The organism is Sphingobium sp. SA2 (genome assembly GCF_032227065.1).
In the GTDB taxonomy this organism is placed as follows: domain Bacteria; phylum Pseudomonadota; class Alphaproteobacteria; order Sphingomonadales; family Sphingomonadaceae; genus Sphingobium.
This window is the reverse complement of record NZ_JAPMXX010000006.1, coordinates 737,392-756,171: the sequence shown is the minus strand read 5'-3', so window position 1 is coordinate 756,171 and position 18,780 is coordinate 737,392. Positions and strand designations below refer to the sequence as shown.

Here is an 18,780-nt window from a genome sequence, read left to right as displayed (position 1 = left end):
CACCTTATCCCTCCGTAGGTACATAGAGTGGCAGGTCATCTGCCAACCTCCAGAGCAAGGGACTGGACCGTGAAGACATTTTCAAAGAGGGCACTTCTGCGTGCCAGCGCCGCACCGGCGATCCTGGGCGCGTCGCTGATCGCAACCGCCGCATTCGCACAGGAAGCGCCGCAGGCCGCTGGTGCAGAAGCGGGCGACACCATCATCGTTACCGGTTCGTTGATCCGCAATCCGAACCTGGAACGCTCCAGCCCGGTCACGACGACCAGCGCTGACACCATCGAACTGAAGCAGAACAACACCGCCGAAGAAATTCTGCGTGAAATTCCGGGTATCGTTCCCAGCATCGGTTCGGCCGTCAACAATGGCAATGGCGGCGCCTCGTTCGTCGATTTGCGCGGCATGGGTTCCAACCGTAACATCGTCCTGCTCGACGGTACGCGCCTGGTTCCTGCCGAACTGAACGGCCGTTTCGATCTCAACAACATTCCGCTCGCTCTGGTAGAGCGCGTTGACGTTCTGACCGGTGGTGCATCGACGACCTATGGCGCCGACGCCATTTCGGGTGTTGTCAACTTCGTCACCAAGTCCGATTTTTCGGGTCTGGAAGCGAATTTCTCGAACCAGATCACGGAAGAAGGCGACGGCCACACGCTGCGCGCAGACGTAACGCTGGGCGCCAATTTCGATGATGGTCGCGGTAACGCCGTCTTCTCGATCGGCTATCAGCAGACCGACCCCATCTATCAGGGCGGCCGTCCCTTCTCGGTCGAGAACATTGATTCCTACAGCGGCGCGGCTGGCGGTTCGGGCACTTCGACCCCGGTTCGCATCAGCGTTCCGGGCGGTGGCACGCAACAGATCGACGCCACCACCGGCGAACTGGTCCCCACCTATTCGTTCTTCAACTTCAACCCCTACAACATCTTCCAGACACCGTTCGAACGTTTCAACATGTTCGGTTCGGCGCATTATGAAGTCAGCGACGCGGTCGAAGTCTATACCCGTGGTATCTTCTCGAAGAACACGGTCAAGACCATCATCGCGCCTTCGGGGGCATTCGGCATCCCCATCACGGTGCCTTACAGCAACCCGTACCTGCCTGCGGCAGCCCGTAACGAATTGTGCGCTGCCAACGGCTTGAGCATTGGTCAGTGTACAGCCGCCGCTGGTGCGACTGATCCAAACGATCCCAATTTCCGCACGTTCACGTCCAACTTCCTGCGTCGTGCTGTGGAAAATGGTCCGCGCATCTCCGAGTTCACCACAACCTTCTTCGATTATAAGCTCGGCGCGCGTGGCGGTATCACCGACACGATCGACTGGGATGTGTTCGGTGCTTATGGTGAGAGCGAGAATGTTCAGACCCAGCAGGGCTATTGGCTGAACTCGCGCGTGCGTCAGGCTCTGAATGCTACCAGCACGACCGAGTGCCTCAATGCGGCCAATGGTTGCGTTCCGCTCAACATCTTCGGCCCCACTGGATCGATCACCGATGAGATGAACGACTTCCTGACTGCCGAAAGCCAGATCATCACGAAATTCTCGCTGGCGCAGGCACGTGCTACGATCAGCGGTGACATTGGCGTGACCTCGCCTTGGGCAGCCAACCCAGTTGCCTTCGCAATCGGTGGTGAATATCGCAAATATCAGGCGTCGCAGGTTTCCGACCTGTTGTCGCAGTCGGGCGATCTGGGTGGTGCCGGCGGCGCTGCACCGAACATCGACGGCGGTTATGACGTTTATGAAGCGGTCGGCGAAGTCATCCTTCCGCTGATCTCCGACAAGCCCTTCTTCCAGGATCTCACGATCGAAGGCGGCGTGCGCTATTCGAAGTATAGCATCAATGCCGCAGGCAGCCCCGGTTACGAAACCTGGACCTATAACGCAGGCGGTAGCTGGACTCCGGCAGATGGCTTCAAGGTTCGCGGCAAATATGCCCGCGCCGTGCGTGCGCCTAACATCGCCGAACTGTTCTCGCCGGTCACCACCGGCCTGACCAACCTTTCGGTTGATCCTTGCGCAGGTTCCGCTCCCGTTACCGACGCTGCCTTGCGCGCCGTTTGTTTGGCACAGGGTGCGCCTGCCGCTTCGATCGGCTTCATCGAACAGCCAAGCGCCGCTCAGGCCCGTACGACCGGTGGTGGTAACCTCGCCCTCGGCCCGGAAAAGTCGGACAGCTACACCATCGGCGCAGTCATTCAGCCAGCGTTCCTGTCGGGCTTCTCGGCAACGATCGATTATTACAACATCAAGGTTAAGGGTGCGATTTCTTCCCCGACGCCGGGTGATGCGATCGCGGCCTGTTTCGACAATTTGGATGCAACCAGCGAGGCATGCACGATCATCGGCCGTGATCCGATCACGGGCGGTCTCGACGGTGACACCGCGACTGGTTTGTTCCAGGGCTTGTCGAACCTCGGCACGATTTCGACCGATGGTATCGATCTGACGATGAACTATGCGAAGGATGTTGGCTTTGCGAAGCTGGCTCTGTCGTTCGTCGGTAACTGGACCAACAGCTCGAAGTTCCAGGCATCGCCGACCTCGGTCAATCGCGATTGCGTGGGCTACTACAGCGTGAACTGCCCCTCCATTCAGCCGGAGTTCCAGTTCTCGCAGCGTTCGACGCTGTCGTTCGACAATTTCGACATCTCGCTGCTGTGGCGCTTCATCAACGCTGTGGAATATGAACCCGCAGCACTGGCCGACGATCTGGCTGCTGCCATCGGCTTTGAATGCGCCGATCCAGAAGGGACTGATCCCGACGGCTGCATGGTCGAACCAGAATTCCGCAAGATTCCTTCGGAACATTATTTCGATCTGTCGGGCCGTTTCCACATCACCGACAATCTGACGGTGACGCTGACGGCACAGAACCTGCTGAACAACAAGCCCAAGGTTGTCGGCTCGACCATCGGTTCGACCGCCTACAACAGCGGCAACGTCTATCCGTCGACCTACGACGCGCTGGGTCGTCGCTACGCTGCTGCGGTGAAGTTCCGCTTCTGATCCGTTCGGACATGCTTTAAGAAAAAGGGCCGGTGGAAACACCGGCCCTTTTTTCATGTTGTGCTGCTTCTGACGCCAGGTCGCCGTTATGGCCCAGTATCTAGCCCAGCAATGGCAGCGGCAATGTCAGCGGGATGTCGGCGTTGTTTGCAAGCAACACAGCCCATTGGCTGACTTTTTCGACTTCCTCGCGATGCATGTCCAACCCCAGCCGCGCTTCCTGCGCGCGCTGACCGGGCGCGAAATCACGTCCCAGTTTGGCGTCGCGCGCAAAGACCGGTCCTTCAACGATGGACTTGATCCGTTCCGCCGTGATGTTCAGGCCGAACAATCTGGCCAGAGCCGCCAGGCTGTCCGACGGACGCGCCACCAATGTCTCGCTGTCCAGCGTCGCCACCCGCTGGCCCAAACGCTGGGTCACCATCTGGAACTGCTGCTGCTGCGCCAGCCATCCTGCCGCTGCGACCTGAATGTCCGTCAGCCCCAGATAGTCGGCAGGCGCGATGCCCAGCCCCCCCAGCACCCCTTCACGCGCCAGCTTGCCGAAGAGGTCGCGCACCCATAGCCGTCCCCACATCCCCTTGCGCGCGATCGAACCAAGATAAGCGTCGAGCGGCGCGTGGAGCAGCAAGGCGCGGGCCTCCGGGCGCAGGCTCATGATCGCAGGGATCAGGGGATTGACGATATTGGAAGGCTTGATGATGACGGCTTCGCCGGGGCCAAATGGGCGGGCGAGCAGACGCAACGCATCATCCAATATGCGCGCGACGTCCGGTCCCTTCGCGCCGCGGTATCGCCAGCCCACCAAGTCGTTGAGCAGGACGGGTTCCTTCACGCCCATGGCTGTACCGGGCATGTCGCAGGCGGCGGCTAGCAACGTTGAGCAGCAATAGGCCGAATGAAAGATGAAGTGGATGGGGGCTGGCGGCGCGGCGCGTTCCATGGCGTCAGCTCGGCGCAACACCATAGGCGCTTGTGTCGGCACGAGATATTCGTCGGTCAGGAACGGAACGGCAGCATGGCGCGCCCGCGCAACCGGCAGCATGTGAAAGGCGTCATGCCCCGGATCATAACGGTGCGCGAGCCACTCCGCGCTGGTTATGACGTCATCTATAGAGGGGAGGGCAGCAGTCATGACCCGGATTGTAGGCATGACCGCCTATGCGGCACAAGCTGCGCCACAGGATCGGCCAAATCTTCGCGGTTGGATCCATAGATCGCGCATCATCATCCCATTTCGCACTTGCGCCACCGCTGCTCTTGCCGCAATTCTATGTCTCAGCCGACGCCAGCAGGATAATCCATCCCCGCTTTGGCGACTAAGCGGTCGGCCAAGGCGTAGCCCGCAGAAGAGACGGGGCGGATGGCCGATCTTTTGGGAGAATTGACCATGCATGTTTTGAAGACCGTAATTGCATCGACCCTGTTCATGATCGCCCTGCCTGCCGTTGCACAGGAAAAGCCGAAATTGGACCGGAATCACCCCGACGCTGTGCGCTGCAAGCGCTTTGCCGTCACCGGGTCGCTGGTTCAGAAGGAGCGGGTCTGCAAGACCAATGCGGAATGGCGCGCGAGTGCAGAACAGCAGAACCGCGACGCCGATGACATGATCACCCGCAGCCGGGCAGGCATGAACCCAAACGGCTGACCCGAATCGGGAAGGGCGTTGCCGATCGCAACGCCCTCGTCCTTTAGCTGACCCCCAGCACCAGCGCGCCATCACCATCTTCGACCCGCACCGTCGATCCGTCGGGCACTTGGCCGCGCAGGATCATGTCGGCCAGGGGGTCTTGGAGATAGCGTTGCACCGCCCGCTTCAAGGGGCGCGCGCCATAGACCGGATCATAGCCGACGCGGCCGAGCCAGGCACGGGCGCCGTCGGTCAGGTCGAGCGTGATCTTGCGATCCTTGAGCAGCTTGCCGACCCGCGCCACCTGAATGTCCACGATCGGGGCCATATGCGCGGCCCCTAAGCGGTGGAACAGGATGACCTCGTCCAGCCGGTTGAGGAATTCCGGGCGGAAATGGCCGCGCACGACCTCCATCACCTGATCCTCGACCTTTTCGACCGGCTCGTCGTCGGCGAGGCCCGCAATATACTGGCTGCCCAGGTTCGATGTCAGCACGATGATCGTGTTGGTGAAATCGACCGTGCGGCCCTGCCCGTCGGTCAGGCGGCCATCGTCCAGCACCTGGAGCAGGACGTTGAACACGTCGCCATGGGCTTTCTCGACCTCATCGAACAGCACGACCTGATAGGGGCGACGGCGCACGGCTTCGGTCAGGACGCCGCCTTCCTCATAGCCGACATAGCCCGGAGGCGCGCCGATCAGCCGGGCGACGCTGTGCTTTTCCATGAACTCGCTCATGTCGATGCGCACCATCGCATTGTCATCGTCGAACAGGAAACCGGCCAGCGCCTTGGTCAATTCGGTCTTGCCGACGCCCGTGGGGCCGAGGAACAGGAAGCTGCCAAGCGGCCGGTTGGGATCTTGTAGCCCGGCGCGGGCGCGGCGCACGGCGGTCGATACCGCGCGGACCGCATGGGCCTGGCCAATGACGCGCTTGCCCAGCGTGTCTTCCATGGCGAGCAATTTTTCGCGCTCGCCGGTCAGCATCCGTTCGACCGGGATGCCGGTCCAGCGGGCGACGACGCCAGCGATGTCCTCGGCGGTCACTTCCTCGCGCAGCATCGCGCCTTCCGACGCGGTGGCCGCTTCGGCCAGCCGCTTTTCCAGCGCCGGGATGGTGCCATAGGACAGCTCGCTCATCTTCGCGAGATCGCCCGCGCGCTGCGCCTGTTCCAGTTCCAGCCGGGCGGCGTCGAGCTGTTCCTTGATCTTGGCTTCGCCCGCAATCTTGTCCTTTTCCGCCTGCCAACGGCTGGTCAGTTCGCTCGACTGCTGCTCCAGATTGGCAAGGCCGGCTTCCAGCGCGGACAGTCGGTCCTTGGAGGGCTGGTCGCTCTCCTTCTTGAGCGCCTCCCGCTCGATCTTGAGCTGGATGATGCGGCGGTCGAGATTCTCGATCTCTTCGGGCTTGGACTCCACCTCCATGCGCAGGCGCGAGGCGGCCTCGTCCATCAGGTCGATCGCCTTGTCGGGCAGGAAGCGGTCGGTGATGTAGCGGTTGGAGAGCGTTGCCGCCGACACGATCGCACCGTCGGTGATCCGCACGCCATGATGCAGTTCATATTTTTCCTTGAGGCCGCGCAGGATCGAGATGGTGTCCTCGACCGTCGGTTCGCCGACGAATACGGGCTGGAACCGCCGCTGGAGCGCGGGGTCTTTCTCGACATATTTGCGATATTCGTCGAGCGTGGTCGCGCCGATGCAGTGCAACTCACCGCGCGCGAGGGCGGGCTTCAAGAGATTGCCCGCGTCCATCGCGCCTTCGGATTTTCCCGCGCCGATCAACTGGTGCATTTCGTCGATGAAGAGGACGACATGGCCCTCGGCGGCCTTCACTTCGTCGAGAACGCCCTTTAGCCGTTCCTCGAAATCGCCGCGATATTTGGCGCCCGCGATCAACGCGCCCATGTCGAGCGCCATCAGCGTGCGGTCCTTGAGCGTGTCGGGCACGTCGCCATTGGCGATGCGCAGCGCCAGCCCTTCGGCGATGGCGGTCTTGCCGACACCCGGTTCGCCGATCAGGACGGGGTTGTTCTTGGTCCGGCGGGCGAGAATCTGGACAGTGCGGCGGATTTCCTCGTCGCGGCCGATGACCGGATCGAGCTTGCCGTCACGCGCGGCTTGCGTCAGGTCGCGGGCGAATTTCTTGAGCGCGTCATAGCGATCCTCCGCGCCCGCGGTGTCGGCGGTGCGGCCCTGGCGCAGGCTGTTGATCGCGGCGTTGAGCGCTTCGGGCTTTACGCCCGCTGCGGCGAGCGCCTTGCCTGCCGCCGTGGTGGTGGCCAGCGTGAGCGCGAGGAGCAGCCGCTCGACGGTGACGAAGCTGTCGCCCGCCTTGGCCGCGACCTGTTCGGCCGAGTCCAGCACGCGCACAATGTCATTGTCGAGGCCCGGCGTCTGCTGCGCGCCGCTGCCCGACACGGCGGGGATTTTCGCCAGCGCCGCGTCGGTTTCGCGCAGCGCCGTGGGCGCGTCGCCGCCAGCCGCCTTGATCAGCCCCGACGCCATGCCCTGCTCATCTTCCAGCAGCGCCTTCAACAGATGGTCCGGGCTGATCCGCTGATGGTTCATGCGGATCGCGACAGTCTGCGCCGATTGCAGGAAGCCTTTGGCGCGGTCGGTGAATTTTTCGAGGTTCATAACATGCCCTTCGTAATGCTGCCCCTCATGTGGTGTTGCCCAAAAACCACACAAGGGGCGATACGCAATTTCCGCAGGCGCGTGACTTATTTGGGCATCGGGGCCTTGGGCTGCTCAGCGGCGAAAGCGTCGCCGAAGAAATCCTGCGCATACCAGCGTGGTGCTTCCGGCGCGTCGGCGATCTGGCGGGCGATGGCATAGTTGACGCGAGCGAATTTGGCGGCGGCATCCCAGTTGAAAGGCAGGTCGATCTGATCGGATGGCTGGTGATATTGGGTCTTGAGGAAATGTTCGAACGCGGCTTTGCCCGGCCCGGCGAAACCGGTCATCAGGAACACGGCGGGTACGCCTTCCTGCACGAAGCGATAATGGTCCGAACGGGTGAACAGGCCTTCGGCGGGCAGCGGGTCGGGCGAGAGGGCGACGCCGACCGATTGCGCCGCGCGATCGACGATGGGGCCGAGCGTCGAATGCTCTGCCCCGAACGCCACGACATCCTGAAAGTCATAGGTCAGGATCGGCATGTCGAGATTGACGACGCCGACCAGTTTGCCGCCTGTCGGCAGGACCGGATGCTTGGCGAGATATTGCGAGCCGAGCAGGCCGTCCTCTTCCGCGGTGACGGCAGCGAACAGGATCGAGCGTTTGGGCCGTGCGCCGCCCTCGGTAAAGGCCTTCGCCACCGCCAGCATCGTCGCGGTGCCCGATGCATTGTCCATCGCGCCATTATAGATTTTGTCGTCGCCCTTCGCGCTCTGCTTGACGCCATTATGGTCGAGATGGGCCATCAGCAGTACATATTCATGGGCCAGTGCCGGATCGGAGCCGGGCAGCACGGCCAGCACATTGGCCGAGGGAGCGGTGCTGACGGAACTGGCGCGTTCCAGCGTGACGAGCGGCTTGAGGGCAAAGCCCTTGGGGCGGCCGCCCTTCTTGCCCGCCTGCTTCATGATGGCGGCGAGATTGCCGCGCGACCCGGCAAAGAGCGCGTCTGCGGCCGGGCCATGGACCGTGGCCGTGGCGCGGATGGCGGGGGTGCGGACATAGGGCTGGCCCTGGCCGTCGATCCAGCTGACGACCGGATCATTGCTGCGTTCGCGCAGCTTTTCCCAGGGCATGCGGGCGAGCAGGCTGGGGCTGGGCAGCGTGATGAGGCCGATGGCCCCGGCCTTCTGCGCCGCCAGCGCCTTTTCGGCGGCAAGATGCGCGCCGACTTCGCTGGGCATGCCAACGGGCGAACCGGAAAGGGCGACGGCGAATTTGCCCTTGAGGTCCAGCCCGGCATAATCGTCCATCTTTTCGCGATCCGATTGCAGGCCATAGCCGACGAATACGGCCCCGGCGGCGATGCTTTGCTTGGCTTCGCGGCCGAAGCCGCCGATCGCGACATCGGTGCCATTGGCGAAACGCTGGCCGCCAATGGTGAGCGTCGCGGGCGCGCTCTTGTCGAGATCGGCCAATGCCAATGTGACCGGCTGATACCAGCTATCCTTGACCGCCTGGGTGAGGCCGAGCGCGGCAAAGCGGGCGGCGACGAAGCGGGCGGCGATGTCATAGCCGCGTGTGCCCGCGTCGCGTCCTTCGAGCAGGTCGTCGGCGAGGAATGTCACGTCGGCGCGGATCGCGTCGGGGGAGAAGGCCGGTTCCTGGGCGAAAGCCGGGGCGGCGAGGGCGAGCAGGGAGACGAGGACGGGAAGGCGAAAGCGCATGGGTTACTCTTTTAACGTCGATGATGGAGCGGAACCTATCGTCGCGGTTCGCGCTGTCCAGCCGTATGCGTATTGCGCTGCTAAAACGCCCCGCTATTCTAGCGCCATCCTGCGGGCGGTTTCACCCCGCTGCTTTTGTCAGAAGGCTCCTTCATGATCCTGTCTTCCCTGCCGCGCCGCCTGCCCCTGCTGATCGGTCTGTCCATGCTGGCGATGACGCCCGTGACCCAGGCGGTGGCGCAGGGCGCGGCCGCCGTCGCTGCGCCCGCGCCGCTCTCCAGCCTCGTGTCGGCGGTCGACATTCCCTATGAAGAGTTCACGCTGAAGAACGGCCTGCGCGTCATCGTCCATACCGACCGCAAGGCACCGGTGGTGGCGGTGTCGGTCTGGTATCATGTCGGGTCGCGCTTCGAGCCTGCGGGCAAGACGGGCTTTGCCCATCTGTTCGAACATCTGATGTTCTATGGGTCGGAAAATGCTGACGGGCCGTTCTTCGGGCGGCTGGAGGATATCGGCGCGACCGACTGGAACGGGACGACCTGGTTCGATCGCACCAATTATTTCGAGACGGTGCCGACCGGCGCGCTTGACCGGGCGCTGTTCCTCGAATCCGACCGGATGGGCCATTTGCTGGGCGCGGTGACGCAGGCGAAGCTGGATACCCAGCGCGGCGTCGTCCAGAATGAAAAGCGGATGGGCGAGAACCAGCCCTATGGCCTGGTCGAATATGCGCAGCTCGCCGCGCTGCTGCCCGAAGGTCATCCCTATCGCCACTCCACCATCGGGTCGATGGCGGACCTGAATGCCGCGAGCCTGGCCGACGTGCAGATGTGGTTCAAGACGCATTATGGCCCGAACAATGCGGTGCTGGTGCTGGCGGGTGATATCGACATGGCGACCGCCAAGAAGAAGGTGGAACGCTGGTTCGGCAATATCCCCGCCGGGCCGCCGCCCCAGGATGTGGACGCGACCGTCCCGACGCTCGACAAGGATGTCGAGAAGCTGATGAAGGATAATGTCGCGGCGACGCGGCTCTATCGCAACTGGGTGGTGCCCGGCGTCAATGGCGCGGACCTGCCTGCGCTTGATCTCGCCTTGTCCGTATTTGGCGGCCTCGGATCGTCGCGGCTCTACACGACGCTGGTGCGCGACGAGAAGGTGGCGGTGGGGGTCAAGGCCAATGTCCAGCCGTTCGAGAAGCTGAGCATCGCCGAGATCACGGTGGACGTGAAGCCGGGCGAAGATGCGGTGGCGGTGGGCAAGCGGCTCGACCAGCTGCTGGCCGATTATCTGACCAACGGGCCAAGCGCCGACGAGGTGCAGCGCGCCGCGACGCAGCGGGTGGCGGGGACGATTTCGGGCCTGGAGCAAGTGGGCGGCTTTTCCGGCAAGGCGGTGACGCTGGCCGAGGGAGCGGTCTATTCGGATGATCCGGCGACCTACAAGAAGGATCTGGCCGCCTATGCCGCGGCGACCCCGCGCCAAGTGACGGAAGCCGCGCGCGAATGGCTGGGACGGCCAGTGTTTCGCCTGACCGTGGCACCGGGCGAGCGGACGGCGGCGGATAATGCGCTGGCGGGCAATGCGACGATGAAGCCCGCTTATTTCCGCGATCCCGATGCGCCTGCGCCGACGGCCGGGACGCCGCCCAAGCCGACCAAGATCGCCGAACCGCCGATCGAGCCGGTCGCCGACCTCGATTTTCCGCCGGTCGAACATGCCAAGCTCAGCAACGGCATCCCGGTCGTCTTCGCGCGCCGCGCCACGGTGCCGACGGTGCGGGTGTCAGTGGCCTTCGATGCGGGTAATGCGGCTGACGATCGGGCGAAGCTGGGCACGGCCGCGCTGACCACGGCGTTGCTGGACGAAGGGACCAAGACCCGCAGTTCGCTCACCATCGCGCAGGAGCAGGAGCGGCTGGGCGCGGCGGTGAGCGCGGGCAACAGCATGGATCGCACGACGGTCGGCCTGTTCGCGCTCAAGCCCAATCTGGATGCGTCGCTCGGCCTGCTGGCCGATGTGGTGCGCAATCCGGCCTTTGCACCGGCGGAGGTCGAGCGGCTGCGCGGGCAGATGCTGACGCGGATCGCGGCGGAGAAGACCGAGCCGATGGCGATCGCCCAGCGAATGCTGCCGCCTCTGCTCTATGGCACGGCGCATCCCTATGGCATCCCCTTTACCGGGTCCGGCACCGAGAGCGGGGTCAAGGCAGTGACGCGGGCCGATCTGGTCGCCTTTCATGACGGTTGGTTGCGGCCCGACAATGCCAAGATTTTCGTGACTGGGGACACGACCCTGACCGAATTGCTGCCCTTGCTGGAAAAGCGCTTTGGCGATTGGAAGGCCCCGGCGGCGGCGAAGGGGACCAAGCTGTTCCGCATGGACCGGATGGCCCGCCCGGCGCGGATCATCCTGATCGACAAGCCGCAAAGCCCGCAGTCGATGATTCTGGCGGGCGTGCTGACCGCCAAGAAGGGCACCGACAATCCGGTGACGCTGCAGTCCGCCAATGAGGTGCTGGGCGGCAGCACGACGTCGCGGCTGACCATGGATCTGCGCGAGACCAAGGGGTGGGCCTATGGCGCGGGGACGGCCTTGCCCGGCGTCAAGGACACGATCCCGCTGCTGGTCTATGCGCCGGTGCAGAGCGACAAGACGGGCGAGTCGATCATCGCGGCGCGGCAGGACATCAAGGATTTCCTGACGACCAAGGGCACGACCAAGGCCGAGCGCGACCAGACGATCAACGGCCAGATCCTGTCGCTGCCGGGCAGTTTCGAAACCTCGTCGGACCTGTTGGGGGCGATGATGCGCAACGACCTGATCGGCCGGGCGGATGATTTCTACGAGACGCTGCCCAAAATCTACCGGGCGATGACGGCGGCCGATTTCGACAAGGCGGCCCGCGAGGCGATCAACGCCGACGGGCTGATCTGGGTCGTGGTGGGCGATGCGAAACTGGTGCGGCCACAGCTTGACGCGGTGGGCTTGCCGGTCGAAACCGGCACCCTGGCTGACTGAGAAAAAACCTAAAGGAGTGAATGAGATGGCAACTGTCGATGGCGCTTATGATTGCGTGGCCAAGACGCCGATGGGCGACCAGAATGGCGTCTTTACCGTGATCAGCAATGGCGACCGGTTCAACGGCACCTTTGCCGGGATGATGGGGTCGCTGGACGTGGTCGATGGCAAGGTCGCGGGCGACGTGCTGACCTGGAAGATGGAAATGACCATGCCGATGCCGATGACGCTGGAATGCGAAGCGACGGTCAGCGGCGATGCGATCACCGGCACGATGCAGCTGGGCGCGTTCGGGGCTTCGGCCTTTACGGGGACGCGGCGGGCCTGACGGGTTGGGGGTTCGGGCGAGGCCTGAACCCCTAAAGCGGACAGCGAGTCGGACATAGGTTGCGACTTGTGCCAAATTGATTAGTTAGCTATCTAATCATTATGGCGGACGCGGAACAGGAATTGGCTTTGTTGCATCTGCTGGCCCCGGTCGCGCGCGGCTGGCGGCAGATGGGCGATGCCGCGCTGGCGCAGTTCGGCGTGTCGAGCAGCGCGGGATGGTGCCTGGTGCATCTTGATCAGCTGGCGGAGCCGCCGCGGCAGGCGGAGCTGGCATTGTTGCTGGATATCAGCCCGCCCTCGCTGGTGCGGACGCTGGACCAGTTGCAGGTCGCCGGGTGGATCGAGCGGATCGCCGATCCTGATGATAAACGGTCCAATCGGTTGGCGCTGACGGAGGCGGGCAAGGCGCTGGCTGAGAAGATCGCGGCGCGGCTGGCGGAAGTGCGTGCGGGATTGCTCAGCGGACTGCCCGATGGTGCGGTGGAGGTTGGGGTCGAGTTGCTGGGCTTGCTGAGTTTGCGGATGGCGGAGCAGCGGGCTGGGGTGGAGTGACCTCACCGTCTCGCCGGGGTTTTGGGTTGGGAGATGGGTTCCCGCCTTCGCGGGAATGACGGAGGCGGGGGCGTTCTTCCTATGAAAAAGGCCCGCCAGTCGGGGGACGGGCGGGCCTTTTGTCAGAGGATCGGAGCGATCAATATTGGATCGTTACCGTTACCGCGCGGCGGTTTTGGGCCCAGGAGGCTTCGTCCGAGCCGAGGGCGGCGGGGCGTTCCTTGCCGTAGCTGACGGTGGTGATGCGGCCGGAATCGATGCCCAGCGAGGCGAGATAGTTTTTTGCGGCGTTGGCGCGGCGTTCGCCCAGCGCGATATTATAGTCGCGTGTGCCGCGTTCGTCGGCATGACCCTCGATCGTGACGCGGACGGCGGGGTTCTGTTGCAGCCAGGCGGCCTGGCTCTGGAGCGTTGCCTGATCCTGGGCGTCCACATCATATTCGTTGAGCGCGAAGAAGATGCGGTCTGACGCGACCGAGGCGACGAAATCCTCCTGGCTGCCCTTGACCGGACCGGTCGGCGTCGTCGGGCCGCTGGGCATCGTCGTGTCGGTGCCGCCGGGGGCGGGGGGCAGTTCGGCCGGCGGCTTTTTCGAGCAAGCGGCGAGCGCGATGATGGCGGTGGCCATCAAGAGGGTGCGGGACAATGGCATTGCGTGTCTCCTTGTTTCAGCGCTGCCTGCGCTCGGATCGGGACGCAGGCAGGCTCCGTGAAGTTCGTTACGCTGTCAAGACGAATGGGTTCCGTCGCGACAGGCAGTCGGGGCGATAATCAGGGCAGCAACGGTCCCCAGGCAGGATCGGAACCGCTCAAAGGGGTCGGGATGCGCCGTTCGTTGACGCCGGTCAGATCGACCTGCCACACCTGGCTCGCGCCTTGGCGGCCCGGCGTGGTGCGGAAGAATTGCAGGACGCGGCCATTGGGTGACCAGGTGGGCTGTTCATCCTGCCAGCCATTGGTCAAGATGCGCTCATTGTCGCCGCTGGGGGTCATCACCGCGATCTTGAAGTCGCCCGCCAATTTGGTGAAGGCGATGAGATCGCCGCGCGGGCTCCATTCGGGCGTCGCATAGCGGCCGCCGCCATGGCTGATGCGGCGTTGGTTCGATCCGTCGGCGTTCATGACATAGAGCTGCTGCCCGCCCGACCGATCGCTTTCGAACACGATCCTGGAGCCGTCAGGCGAATAGCTGCCGCCGACATCGATGCCGGGCGAGGTGGTGAGGCGCACCGGCGTCCCGCCATTGGCACCGATGCGGTAAATGTCGGTATTGCCCGCCACCGCCATCGAGAAGAGGATATTGCGGCCATCGGGCGACCAGCGCGGCGCGAAGGTCGGGTTGTTGCTTTCGGTCACCAGACGCTGCTGCCCGGCACCGATGTCATAGACATAGAGGCGGACCCGGCTGCCCAGATAGCTGACATAGAGGATGGATTTATAGTCGGGCGAGAAGCGCGGGGTGAGCGCCATCGACTGGCCATTGGTGATGAAGCGGTGGTTCGCGCCATCGCTGTCCATGATGGCGAGACGCTTGACGCGCGCGCCCTTGGGGCCGCTTTCGGCGATATAGGCGATGCGGCTGTCGAAGAAGGGGCTTTCGCCCGACAGGCGGGCGTAGATGGCGTCGGCGCATTTATGCGCGGCACGCCGCCAGTCGCGCGGCGCGACTACGAAGCCCTGGCGGGTAAGTTCCTGCTTGAGCGCGACGTCGTAGAGATAGCAGCCGACGGTAATGTCGGATTCGCCGCCGCTGGTGCGGACGAAGCCCTGCACCAACGCCTGATAGGCGCCCCATTTGTCGAATTGGGGGAAGGTGACTTCGGCAAAGGGAATGACCGGCAGGCCGCCCGGACCCGATGGGTCGAACAGGCCGGAGCCTTTGAGGTCGGCCGCGATGACTTCGGCGATCTTGCGGCCAAGCTCGGTGGCGGAGCCGGCGGGGGTCGCCACCTCCTGCTGCGCGGGCAGCGGCGGGACCGCGACCTTGACATTGCTGTCAATCTCGCCGGTGACATCGACCGATAGCTGGGCCTGAACAGGCAGGGCGGTGAAGGCGAGCAGCGCGGCGGTCGCCAGCTGCAGGCGGCGGAGCAGGGTGGGTTTCATCGGTTCAGCCTCGCGTCAAAGCGGAGTGGCCGGAGCCATTTCCATTGGTCGTAAAATTCGGGTGGCATGTTGCGGAACGGGGAAGCGAGCTTCACCGCCTGGATCGCGCGTTCGGCATGGAGCTTAGCCTGGGGCCGGTTGCTGGCGGTGACGCCGAGCTGGTCGATTACCTGCGGCGTGCCGATGACCGCGCCGCTCTTGTCGAGCCGCACTTCGAGCAGGGTGACGAGCTTGTCGGCGTCGGCGCCCGATGGCGGACGCCAGTGCGGCTTCAACTGGCGGCGCAATTCAGCGTCGAGCGCCGATTTCTGCGCTGCGCCCATGGCAGCGGCGGGCGCGGGCGCAGGGGGACGACGCGGCGCGTCGGCATTGGTGTCGATGCCTTTGAGGAAATCCTTGCCAAGCAGCGAGCCTTTGGGCTTGTCCGCCTTGCCCTGGCCGGAGGCGCGCGCGGGGGCGTCGGCCTTGGGCTTGGCGGTGGATTTGGTCGATGGCTTGGCGGCGGGTTTGGCGTCTGCCTCCGCTTTTGTGTCCGTCTTGGCTTTGGCCGGGCTGGGCTTGGCGGGGGTCGGCTTGGCCTTGGGCGTCGGCTTTTCGGGCGCGGGCTTGGGTTTCGCCTTGGCCACTTCCTTTTTGGCGGGCGCAGGCTTTTTCGGGGCAGGCTGGGGCTTGGCAGGCGCGGGTTTCGCGACCTCCTTGGGTGTCGGCTGGGGGGTCGGTTCTGGCGCGGGTGCGGCGTCTTCGGTCGGTCCCTGTTCCGGCGCGATGCTGGGCGGCGGCGGGGCGGTCGAGATTTGCGGTGCGGTCGATTGCAGCGCGACTTCGTCCACCATGGAGACTTCCATCGGCGGGGTCTTGAGCTTCAACGGGTTGGGGGTTGCCAGGAATCCGGCCGACAACAGCCCGAACAGCAGGACATGCCCCGCCGTCGCGACGCCCAAACCAATCTTTTCCGCGCGCTCCATCCGGCTTGCCCTATGGCCTCTCGCCTGAACCGTCGCTGGCTGCATCGTCGGGCGACGAGACCAGCGACACTTTGTTCAGGCCGGCGCGGTTGAGTTCGGCCATGACCCGCATGACCCGGCCATAATCCAGCCCCTTGTCGGCGCGCAGGAAGATTTGCGGTGCTTCGGGCTTGCCCGCATTGGCGGCGACGATTTCGGCGAGGCGGTCGGGCAGGTCGATATCCGCCACGGCGTCCTCATCGACATAGGTCGCGCCGTCGCGGTCGATGGAGACGACGGTGGGCTTGGCGTCCTGATCCAGCCCCTTGGCGCGGGTTTCGGGCAGGTTGACCGGCACGCCGGTCACCAGCAGCGGGGCGGTGACCATGAAGATGATCAGCAGCACCAGCATGACGTCGACCAAAGGTGTGACGTTGATGTCGGCCATGGGCGCGCGGCCGCGACCCCGGCGGGCGGAGGGAGGGCCGGACATGGCCATTAGCGGGGGGCTCGCTTGGTCGTCATGCCAGCGCAGGCTGGCATCTTGGGCGTTGGCGCGCGGAAGAAAAGGGAGATCCCAGCGTTCGCTGGGATGACGGAAGCACTCATCGCTGGGCCTCCAGTTCGCGGCTCAGGGTCGCGTAGAAGCTGTCGGCGAAGCGGGTGAGGGCGGATTCGAGGCGGTTTATGCCGTGGCTGAAGCGGTTATAGGCGATGACTGCCGGGATGGCCGCGAACAAGCCGATGGCGGTGGCGAACAAGGCCTCGGCAATGCCCGGCGCGACGACCGCGAGCGAGCTATTCTGTTCGGCGGCGATCGCGGTGAAGGCGCGCATGATGCCCCAGACGGTGCCGAACAGGCCGACGAAAGGCGCGACCGAGCCGACCGTCGCCAATATGTTGAGCCTGTCGGACAGCCGGTCGATTTCGGCGGCAATGGTGCTTGACATGGCGGTGGCGAGCCGGTCGCGCGTGCCGTCGCGATCGACGACCTTCTGCGCGGTCGAGCGCCGCCATTCCGTGACGCCTGCCGCCATCACCTTGGCCGCGGGATGCTCCACCTTGCCACGGGTCTCGTAGAAGCGGTCGATATCCTCCGCCTTCCAGAAATCCGCCTCGAACTTGCGGCTTTCCTTGCTGGCGCGGCGCAGGCTGACCGAAAAGCCGATGATGATCGCCCAGGTCCAGATGCTGGCCAGCAACAGGCCCAGCATCACCCCCTTCACGACGATGTCGGCCTGAAGGAACAGGGCCAGCGGGGAAATGGTGGCGGCGTCGGCCACCGCGGCGACGTCTGGCAGGTTGAGGGTCATGGGTGGAGGTCTTCCCCTTGGCAAAGGCGGCTGAAAATGTCGGTCCAGGCTTTGGGTTGCCGTTGCGGGCGGCCCTGCGGCGTCAGCCATGCAACGCAAATGCTGGCGTCGGTCAACTGTTCGTCGCCGCGCATGACTGACTGATGAATGGTGCAGGTCGCTGCGCTCACCTGAGCCACGCGGCTGACCACCATCAGGTCGTCATCCAGCCGGGCGGGGCGGCGATAGCGGATCTGCAGGTCGGTGACGGCATAGACGCCGGTGCCGCCTTCATGCGCGGCGCGCTGGTCGATCTGCGCCAGGCGCAGCATGTCGGACCGGGCGCGCTCCATATAGCGTAGATAATTGGCGTGATAGACGAGGCCCGACAGGTCGGTATCCTCGAAATAGATGCGCAGCGGGAAATGATGCACGGCCGCGATGAAGCGTCCGGTCGCGGGAGAGGGCATCATTTCGGCAACAATCATGGCGGGCTTTTAACCATGGCGCGCGGTCGAGGCAAAGGCCGAAACGTCCTTCCCCCGCGCAACAGGCGCATTTTGTCGCCTGCGCTTTTTGAGGAGTGGGCCGCTCTGGCCCCCGGCGGGGCGGGGCGCTAGGATGAGGGGGACGAGTTGAGCCAGGGAGAGAGAACGACATGACGGATATTCGCACGGTAGGCGTGATCGGCGCAGGGCAGATGGGCGCTGGCATTGCGCAGGTGGCGGCGCAGGCGGGCTATGACGTGATCCTGTCGGACATCGACCTGCCGCGCGCGGAGAAAGGGCTGGCGGGGATCGCCAAGCTGCTGGCGCGGGCGGTGGAGAAGGAGAAGATCAGCAAGGCCGATGCGGATGCGGCGCTGGCGCGCATCCGGCCGGTGGGCGAGATCGCGCCGCTGGCCGACGCGCAACTGGTGATCGAGGCGGCGACCGAGCGCGAGGAAGTGAAGCGCGCGATTTTCGCCAATGTCGGGCCGTTGCTGGCGGCTGATGCGATCCTGGCGACCAATACATCGTCCATTCCCATCACCCGGCTGGCGCAGGCGGCACCCGATGCGGGGCGCTTTGTGGGCGTGCATTTCTTCAATCCGGTGCCGGTGATGGTGTTGGTCGAGGTCATTCGCGGGCTCGCCACGACGCCGGAGACGGTGGCGGCGGTCGAGGGCTTTGCGGCACGGATCGGCAAGACGGTGGTGCAGGCGTTCGACGCGCCGGGCTTCGTGGTCAATCGCATCCTGCTGCCGATGCTGAACGAAGCGGTGTTCGTGCTGGGCGAGGGCGTAGGCAGCGTGGTCGATATCGACATGGGCTGCAAGCTGGGGCTCAATCACCCGATGGGGCCGCTGACTTTGCTCGATTTCGTCGGGCTGGATACGGCGCTGGAGATATTGAACGTGTTCCTCAGCACCACCGGCGACCCCAAATATCGCCCCGCGCCGCTGCTGGTGAAATATGTCGAGGCGGGCTGGTATGGCCGCAAGACCGGGCGAGGCTTCTACGATTATTCGGGCGCGGAGCCTGTGCCGACGCGGTGAGCGGGG

The 18,780-nt window shown here is 64.3% G+C and carries 15 protein-coding genes; 6 read left to right on the top strand and 9 right to left on the bottom strand.

Annotated features, from left to right (window positions below; translation table 11 throughout):
* Positions 1–69: 69 nt before the first annotated feature.
* Complete coding sequence (locus tag OVY48_RS11270) at positions 70–3,012, top strand: TonB-dependent receptor domain-containing protein (RefSeq protein WP_313922881.1); 2,943 nt, start codon at positions 70–72, stop codon at positions 3,010–3,012.
* 100 nt (positions 3,013–3,112) lie between these two features.
* Here OVY48_RS11270 and OVY48_RS11265 read toward each other — a convergent pair whose 3' ends face one another.
* Positions 3,113–4,165, bottom strand: a complete 1,053-nt coding sequence (locus tag OVY48_RS11265) for a hypothetical protein (RefSeq protein WP_313922880.1) — start codon at positions 4,163–4,165, stop codon at positions 3,113–3,115.
* Between the two features lie 276 nt (positions 4,166–4,441).
* Between OVY48_RS11265 and OVY48_RS11260 the strand changes: the two genes are divergently transcribed.
* Positions 4,442–4,660, top strand: a complete 219-nt coding sequence (locus OVY48_RS11260) for a hypothetical protein (RefSeq protein WP_409593673.1) — start codon at positions 4,442–4,444, stop codon at positions 4,658–4,660.
* A gap of 43 nt (positions 4,661–4,703) precedes the next feature.
* On the opposite strand, the gene clpB is transcribed toward OVY48_RS11260, so the two are convergent.
* Together clpB and OVY48_RS11250 are read right to left on the bottom strand one after the other, a co-directional pair.
* Positions 4,704–7,283 carry an ATP-dependent chaperone ClpB gene (gene clpB / locus OVY48_RS11255; RefSeq protein ID WP_313922879.1) on the bottom strand — a complete coding sequence of 860 codons (2,580 nt, stop codon included), beginning with the start codon at positions 7,281–7,283 and terminating at the stop codon, positions 4,704–4,706.
* 86 nt (positions 7,284–7,369) lie between these two features.
* Positions 7,370–8,992: a M28 family metallopeptidase gene (locus tag OVY48_RS11250; protein ID WP_313922878.1), complete on the bottom strand. Its 1,623-nt coding sequence runs from the start codon at positions 8,990–8,992 to the stop codon at positions 7,370–7,372.
* Between the two features lie 153 nt (positions 8,993–9,145).
* Between OVY48_RS11250 and OVY48_RS11245 the strand changes: the two genes are divergently transcribed.
* The 3 genes from OVY48_RS11245 (at position 9,146) to OVY48_RS11235 (ending at position 12,895) form a co-directional block, all read left to right on the top strand.
* The gene (locus tag OVY48_RS11245; protein WP_313922877.1) at positions 9,146–12,013 is read left to right on the top strand and encodes a pitrilysin family protein; all 2,868 of its coding nucleotides are present in this window, start codon (positions 9,146–9,148) and stop codon (positions 12,011–12,013) included.
* Between the two features lie 25 nt (positions 12,014–12,038).
* Positions 12,039–12,341 carry a hypothetical protein gene (locus OVY48_RS11240; RefSeq protein ID WP_037474835.1) on the top strand — a complete coding sequence of 101 codons (303 nt, stop codon included), beginning with the start codon at positions 12,039–12,041 and terminating at the stop codon, positions 12,339–12,341.
* Positions 12,342–12,442: 101 nt separating this feature from the next.
* On the top strand, positions 12,443–12,895 hold the full coding sequence (locus tag OVY48_RS11235) for a MarR family transcriptional regulator (protein WP_313922876.1): 453 nt from the start codon (positions 12,443–12,445) through the stop codon (positions 12,893–12,895).
* A gap of 139 nt (positions 12,896–13,034) precedes the next feature.
* Here the strand turns inward: OVY48_RS11235 and pal are convergent, their stop codons facing one another.
* The 6 genes from pal to OVY48_RS11205 form a co-directional block, all read right to left on the bottom strand.
* Positions 13,035–13,547 carry a peptidoglycan-associated lipoprotein Pal gene (pal, locus tag OVY48_RS11230; protein WP_037472304.1) on the bottom strand — a complete coding sequence of 171 codons (513 nt, stop codon included), beginning with the start codon at positions 13,545–13,547 and terminating at the stop codon, positions 13,035–13,037.
* 119 nt (positions 13,548–13,666) lie between these two features.
* A complete protein-coding gene (gene tolB / locus OVY48_RS11225) occupies positions 13,667–15,001 on the bottom strand; it encodes a Tol-Pal system beta propeller repeat protein TolB (protein ID WP_313922875.1) in 1,335 nt (444 codons plus the stop codon).
* The gene (locus OVY48_RS11220) at positions 14,998–15,966 is read right to left on the bottom strand and encodes a cell envelope biogenesis protein TolA (RefSeq protein ID WP_313922874.1); all 969 of its coding nucleotides are present in this window, start codon (positions 15,964–15,966) and stop codon (positions 14,998–15,000) included. The genes tolB and OVY48_RS11220 overlap by 4 nt, the downstream gene beginning before the upstream one ends.
* Positions 15,967–15,976: 10 nt before the next feature.
* Positions 15,977–16,444, bottom strand: coding sequence for a protein TolR (tolR, locus tag OVY48_RS11215; protein ID WP_069065693.1), 468 nt, complete (start codon positions 16,442–16,444; stop codon positions 15,977–15,979).
* Positions 16,445–16,550: 106 nt separating this feature from the next.
* A complete protein-coding gene (tolQ, locus tag OVY48_RS11210) occupies positions 16,551–17,258 on the bottom strand; it encodes a protein TolQ (protein ID WP_043152101.1) in 708 nt (235 codons plus the stop codon).
* Positions 17,255–17,725: a YbgC/FadM family acyl-CoA thioesterase gene (locus OVY48_RS11205; RefSeq protein ID WP_313922873.1), complete on the bottom strand. Its 471-nt coding sequence runs from the start codon at positions 17,723–17,725 to the stop codon at positions 17,255–17,257. The genes tolQ and OVY48_RS11205 overlap by 4 nt, the downstream gene beginning before the upstream one ends.
* 170 nt (positions 17,726–17,895) lie before the next feature.
* Here OVY48_RS11205 and OVY48_RS11200 point away from each other — a divergent pair, with 170 nt between their 5' ends.
* Complete coding sequence (locus tag OVY48_RS11200) at positions 17,896–18,774, top strand: 3-hydroxyacyl-CoA dehydrogenase NAD-binding domain-containing protein (RefSeq protein ID WP_310224018.1); 879 nt, start codon at positions 17,896–17,898, stop codon at positions 18,772–18,774.
* The last annotated feature ends 6 nt before the right edge of the window (positions 18,775–18,780 follow it).

What these genes read in the sequence shown, in the direction of transcription:
- OVY48_RS11245 (WP_313922877.1), top strand. Translation starts at nt 9,146, where the DNA reads ATGATCCTGTCTTCCCTGCCGCGCCGCCTGCCCCTGCTGATCGGTCTG.
- OVY48_RS11235 (WP_313922876.1), top strand. Translation starts at nt 12,443, where the DNA reads ATGGCGGACGCGGAACAGGAATTGGCTTTGTTGCATCTGCTGGCCCCG.
- OVY48_RS11200 (WP_310224018.1), top strand. Translation starts at nt 17,896, where the DNA reads ATGACGGATATTCGCACGGTAGGCGTGATCGGCGCAGGGCAGATGGGC.
- OVY48_RS11250 (WP_313922878.1), bottom strand. Translation starts at nt 8,992, where the DNA reads ATGCGCTTTCGCCTTCCCGTCCTCGTCTCCCTGCTCGCCCTCGCCGCC.
- pal (WP_037472304.1), bottom strand. Translation starts at nt 13,547, where the DNA reads ATGCCATTGTCCCGCACCCTCTTGATGGCCACCGCCATCATCGCGCTC.
- tolQ (WP_043152101.1), bottom strand. Translation starts at nt 17,258, where the DNA reads ATGACCCTCAACCTGCCAGACGTCGCCGCGGTGGCCGACGCCGCCACC.
- OVY48_RS11205 (WP_313922873.1), bottom strand. Translation starts at nt 17,725, where the DNA reads ATGATTGTTGCCGAAATGATGCCCTCTCCCGCGACCGGACGCTTCATC.
- tolR (WP_069065693.1), bottom strand. Translation starts at nt 16,444, where the DNA reads ATGGCCATGTCCGGCCCTCCCTCCGCCCGCCGGGGTCGCGGCCGCGCG.
- OVY48_RS11220 (WP_313922874.1), bottom strand. Translation starts at nt 15,966, where the DNA reads ATGGAGCGCGCGGAAAAGATTGGTTTGGGCGTCGCGACGGCGGGGCAT.
- OVY48_RS11265 (WP_313922880.1), bottom strand. Translation starts at nt 4,165, where the DNA reads ATGCCTACAATCCGGGTCATGACTGCTGCCCTCCCCTCTATAGATGAC.
- OVY48_RS11240 (WP_037474835.1), top strand. Translation starts at nt 12,039, where the DNA reads ATGGCAACTGTCGATGGCGCTTATGATTGCGTGGCCAAGACGCCGATG.
- tolB (WP_313922875.1), bottom strand. Translation starts at nt 15,001, where the DNA reads ATGAAACCCACCCTGCTCCGCCGCCTGCAGCTGGCGACCGCCGCGCTG.
- clpB (WP_313922879.1), bottom strand. Translation starts at nt 7,283, where the DNA reads ATGAACCTCGAAAAATTCACCGACCGCGCCAAAGGCTTCCTGCAATCG.
- OVY48_RS11260 (WP_409593673.1), top strand. Translation starts at nt 4,442, where the DNA reads ATGATCGCCCTGCCTGCCGTTGCACAGGAAAAGCCGAAATTGGACCGG.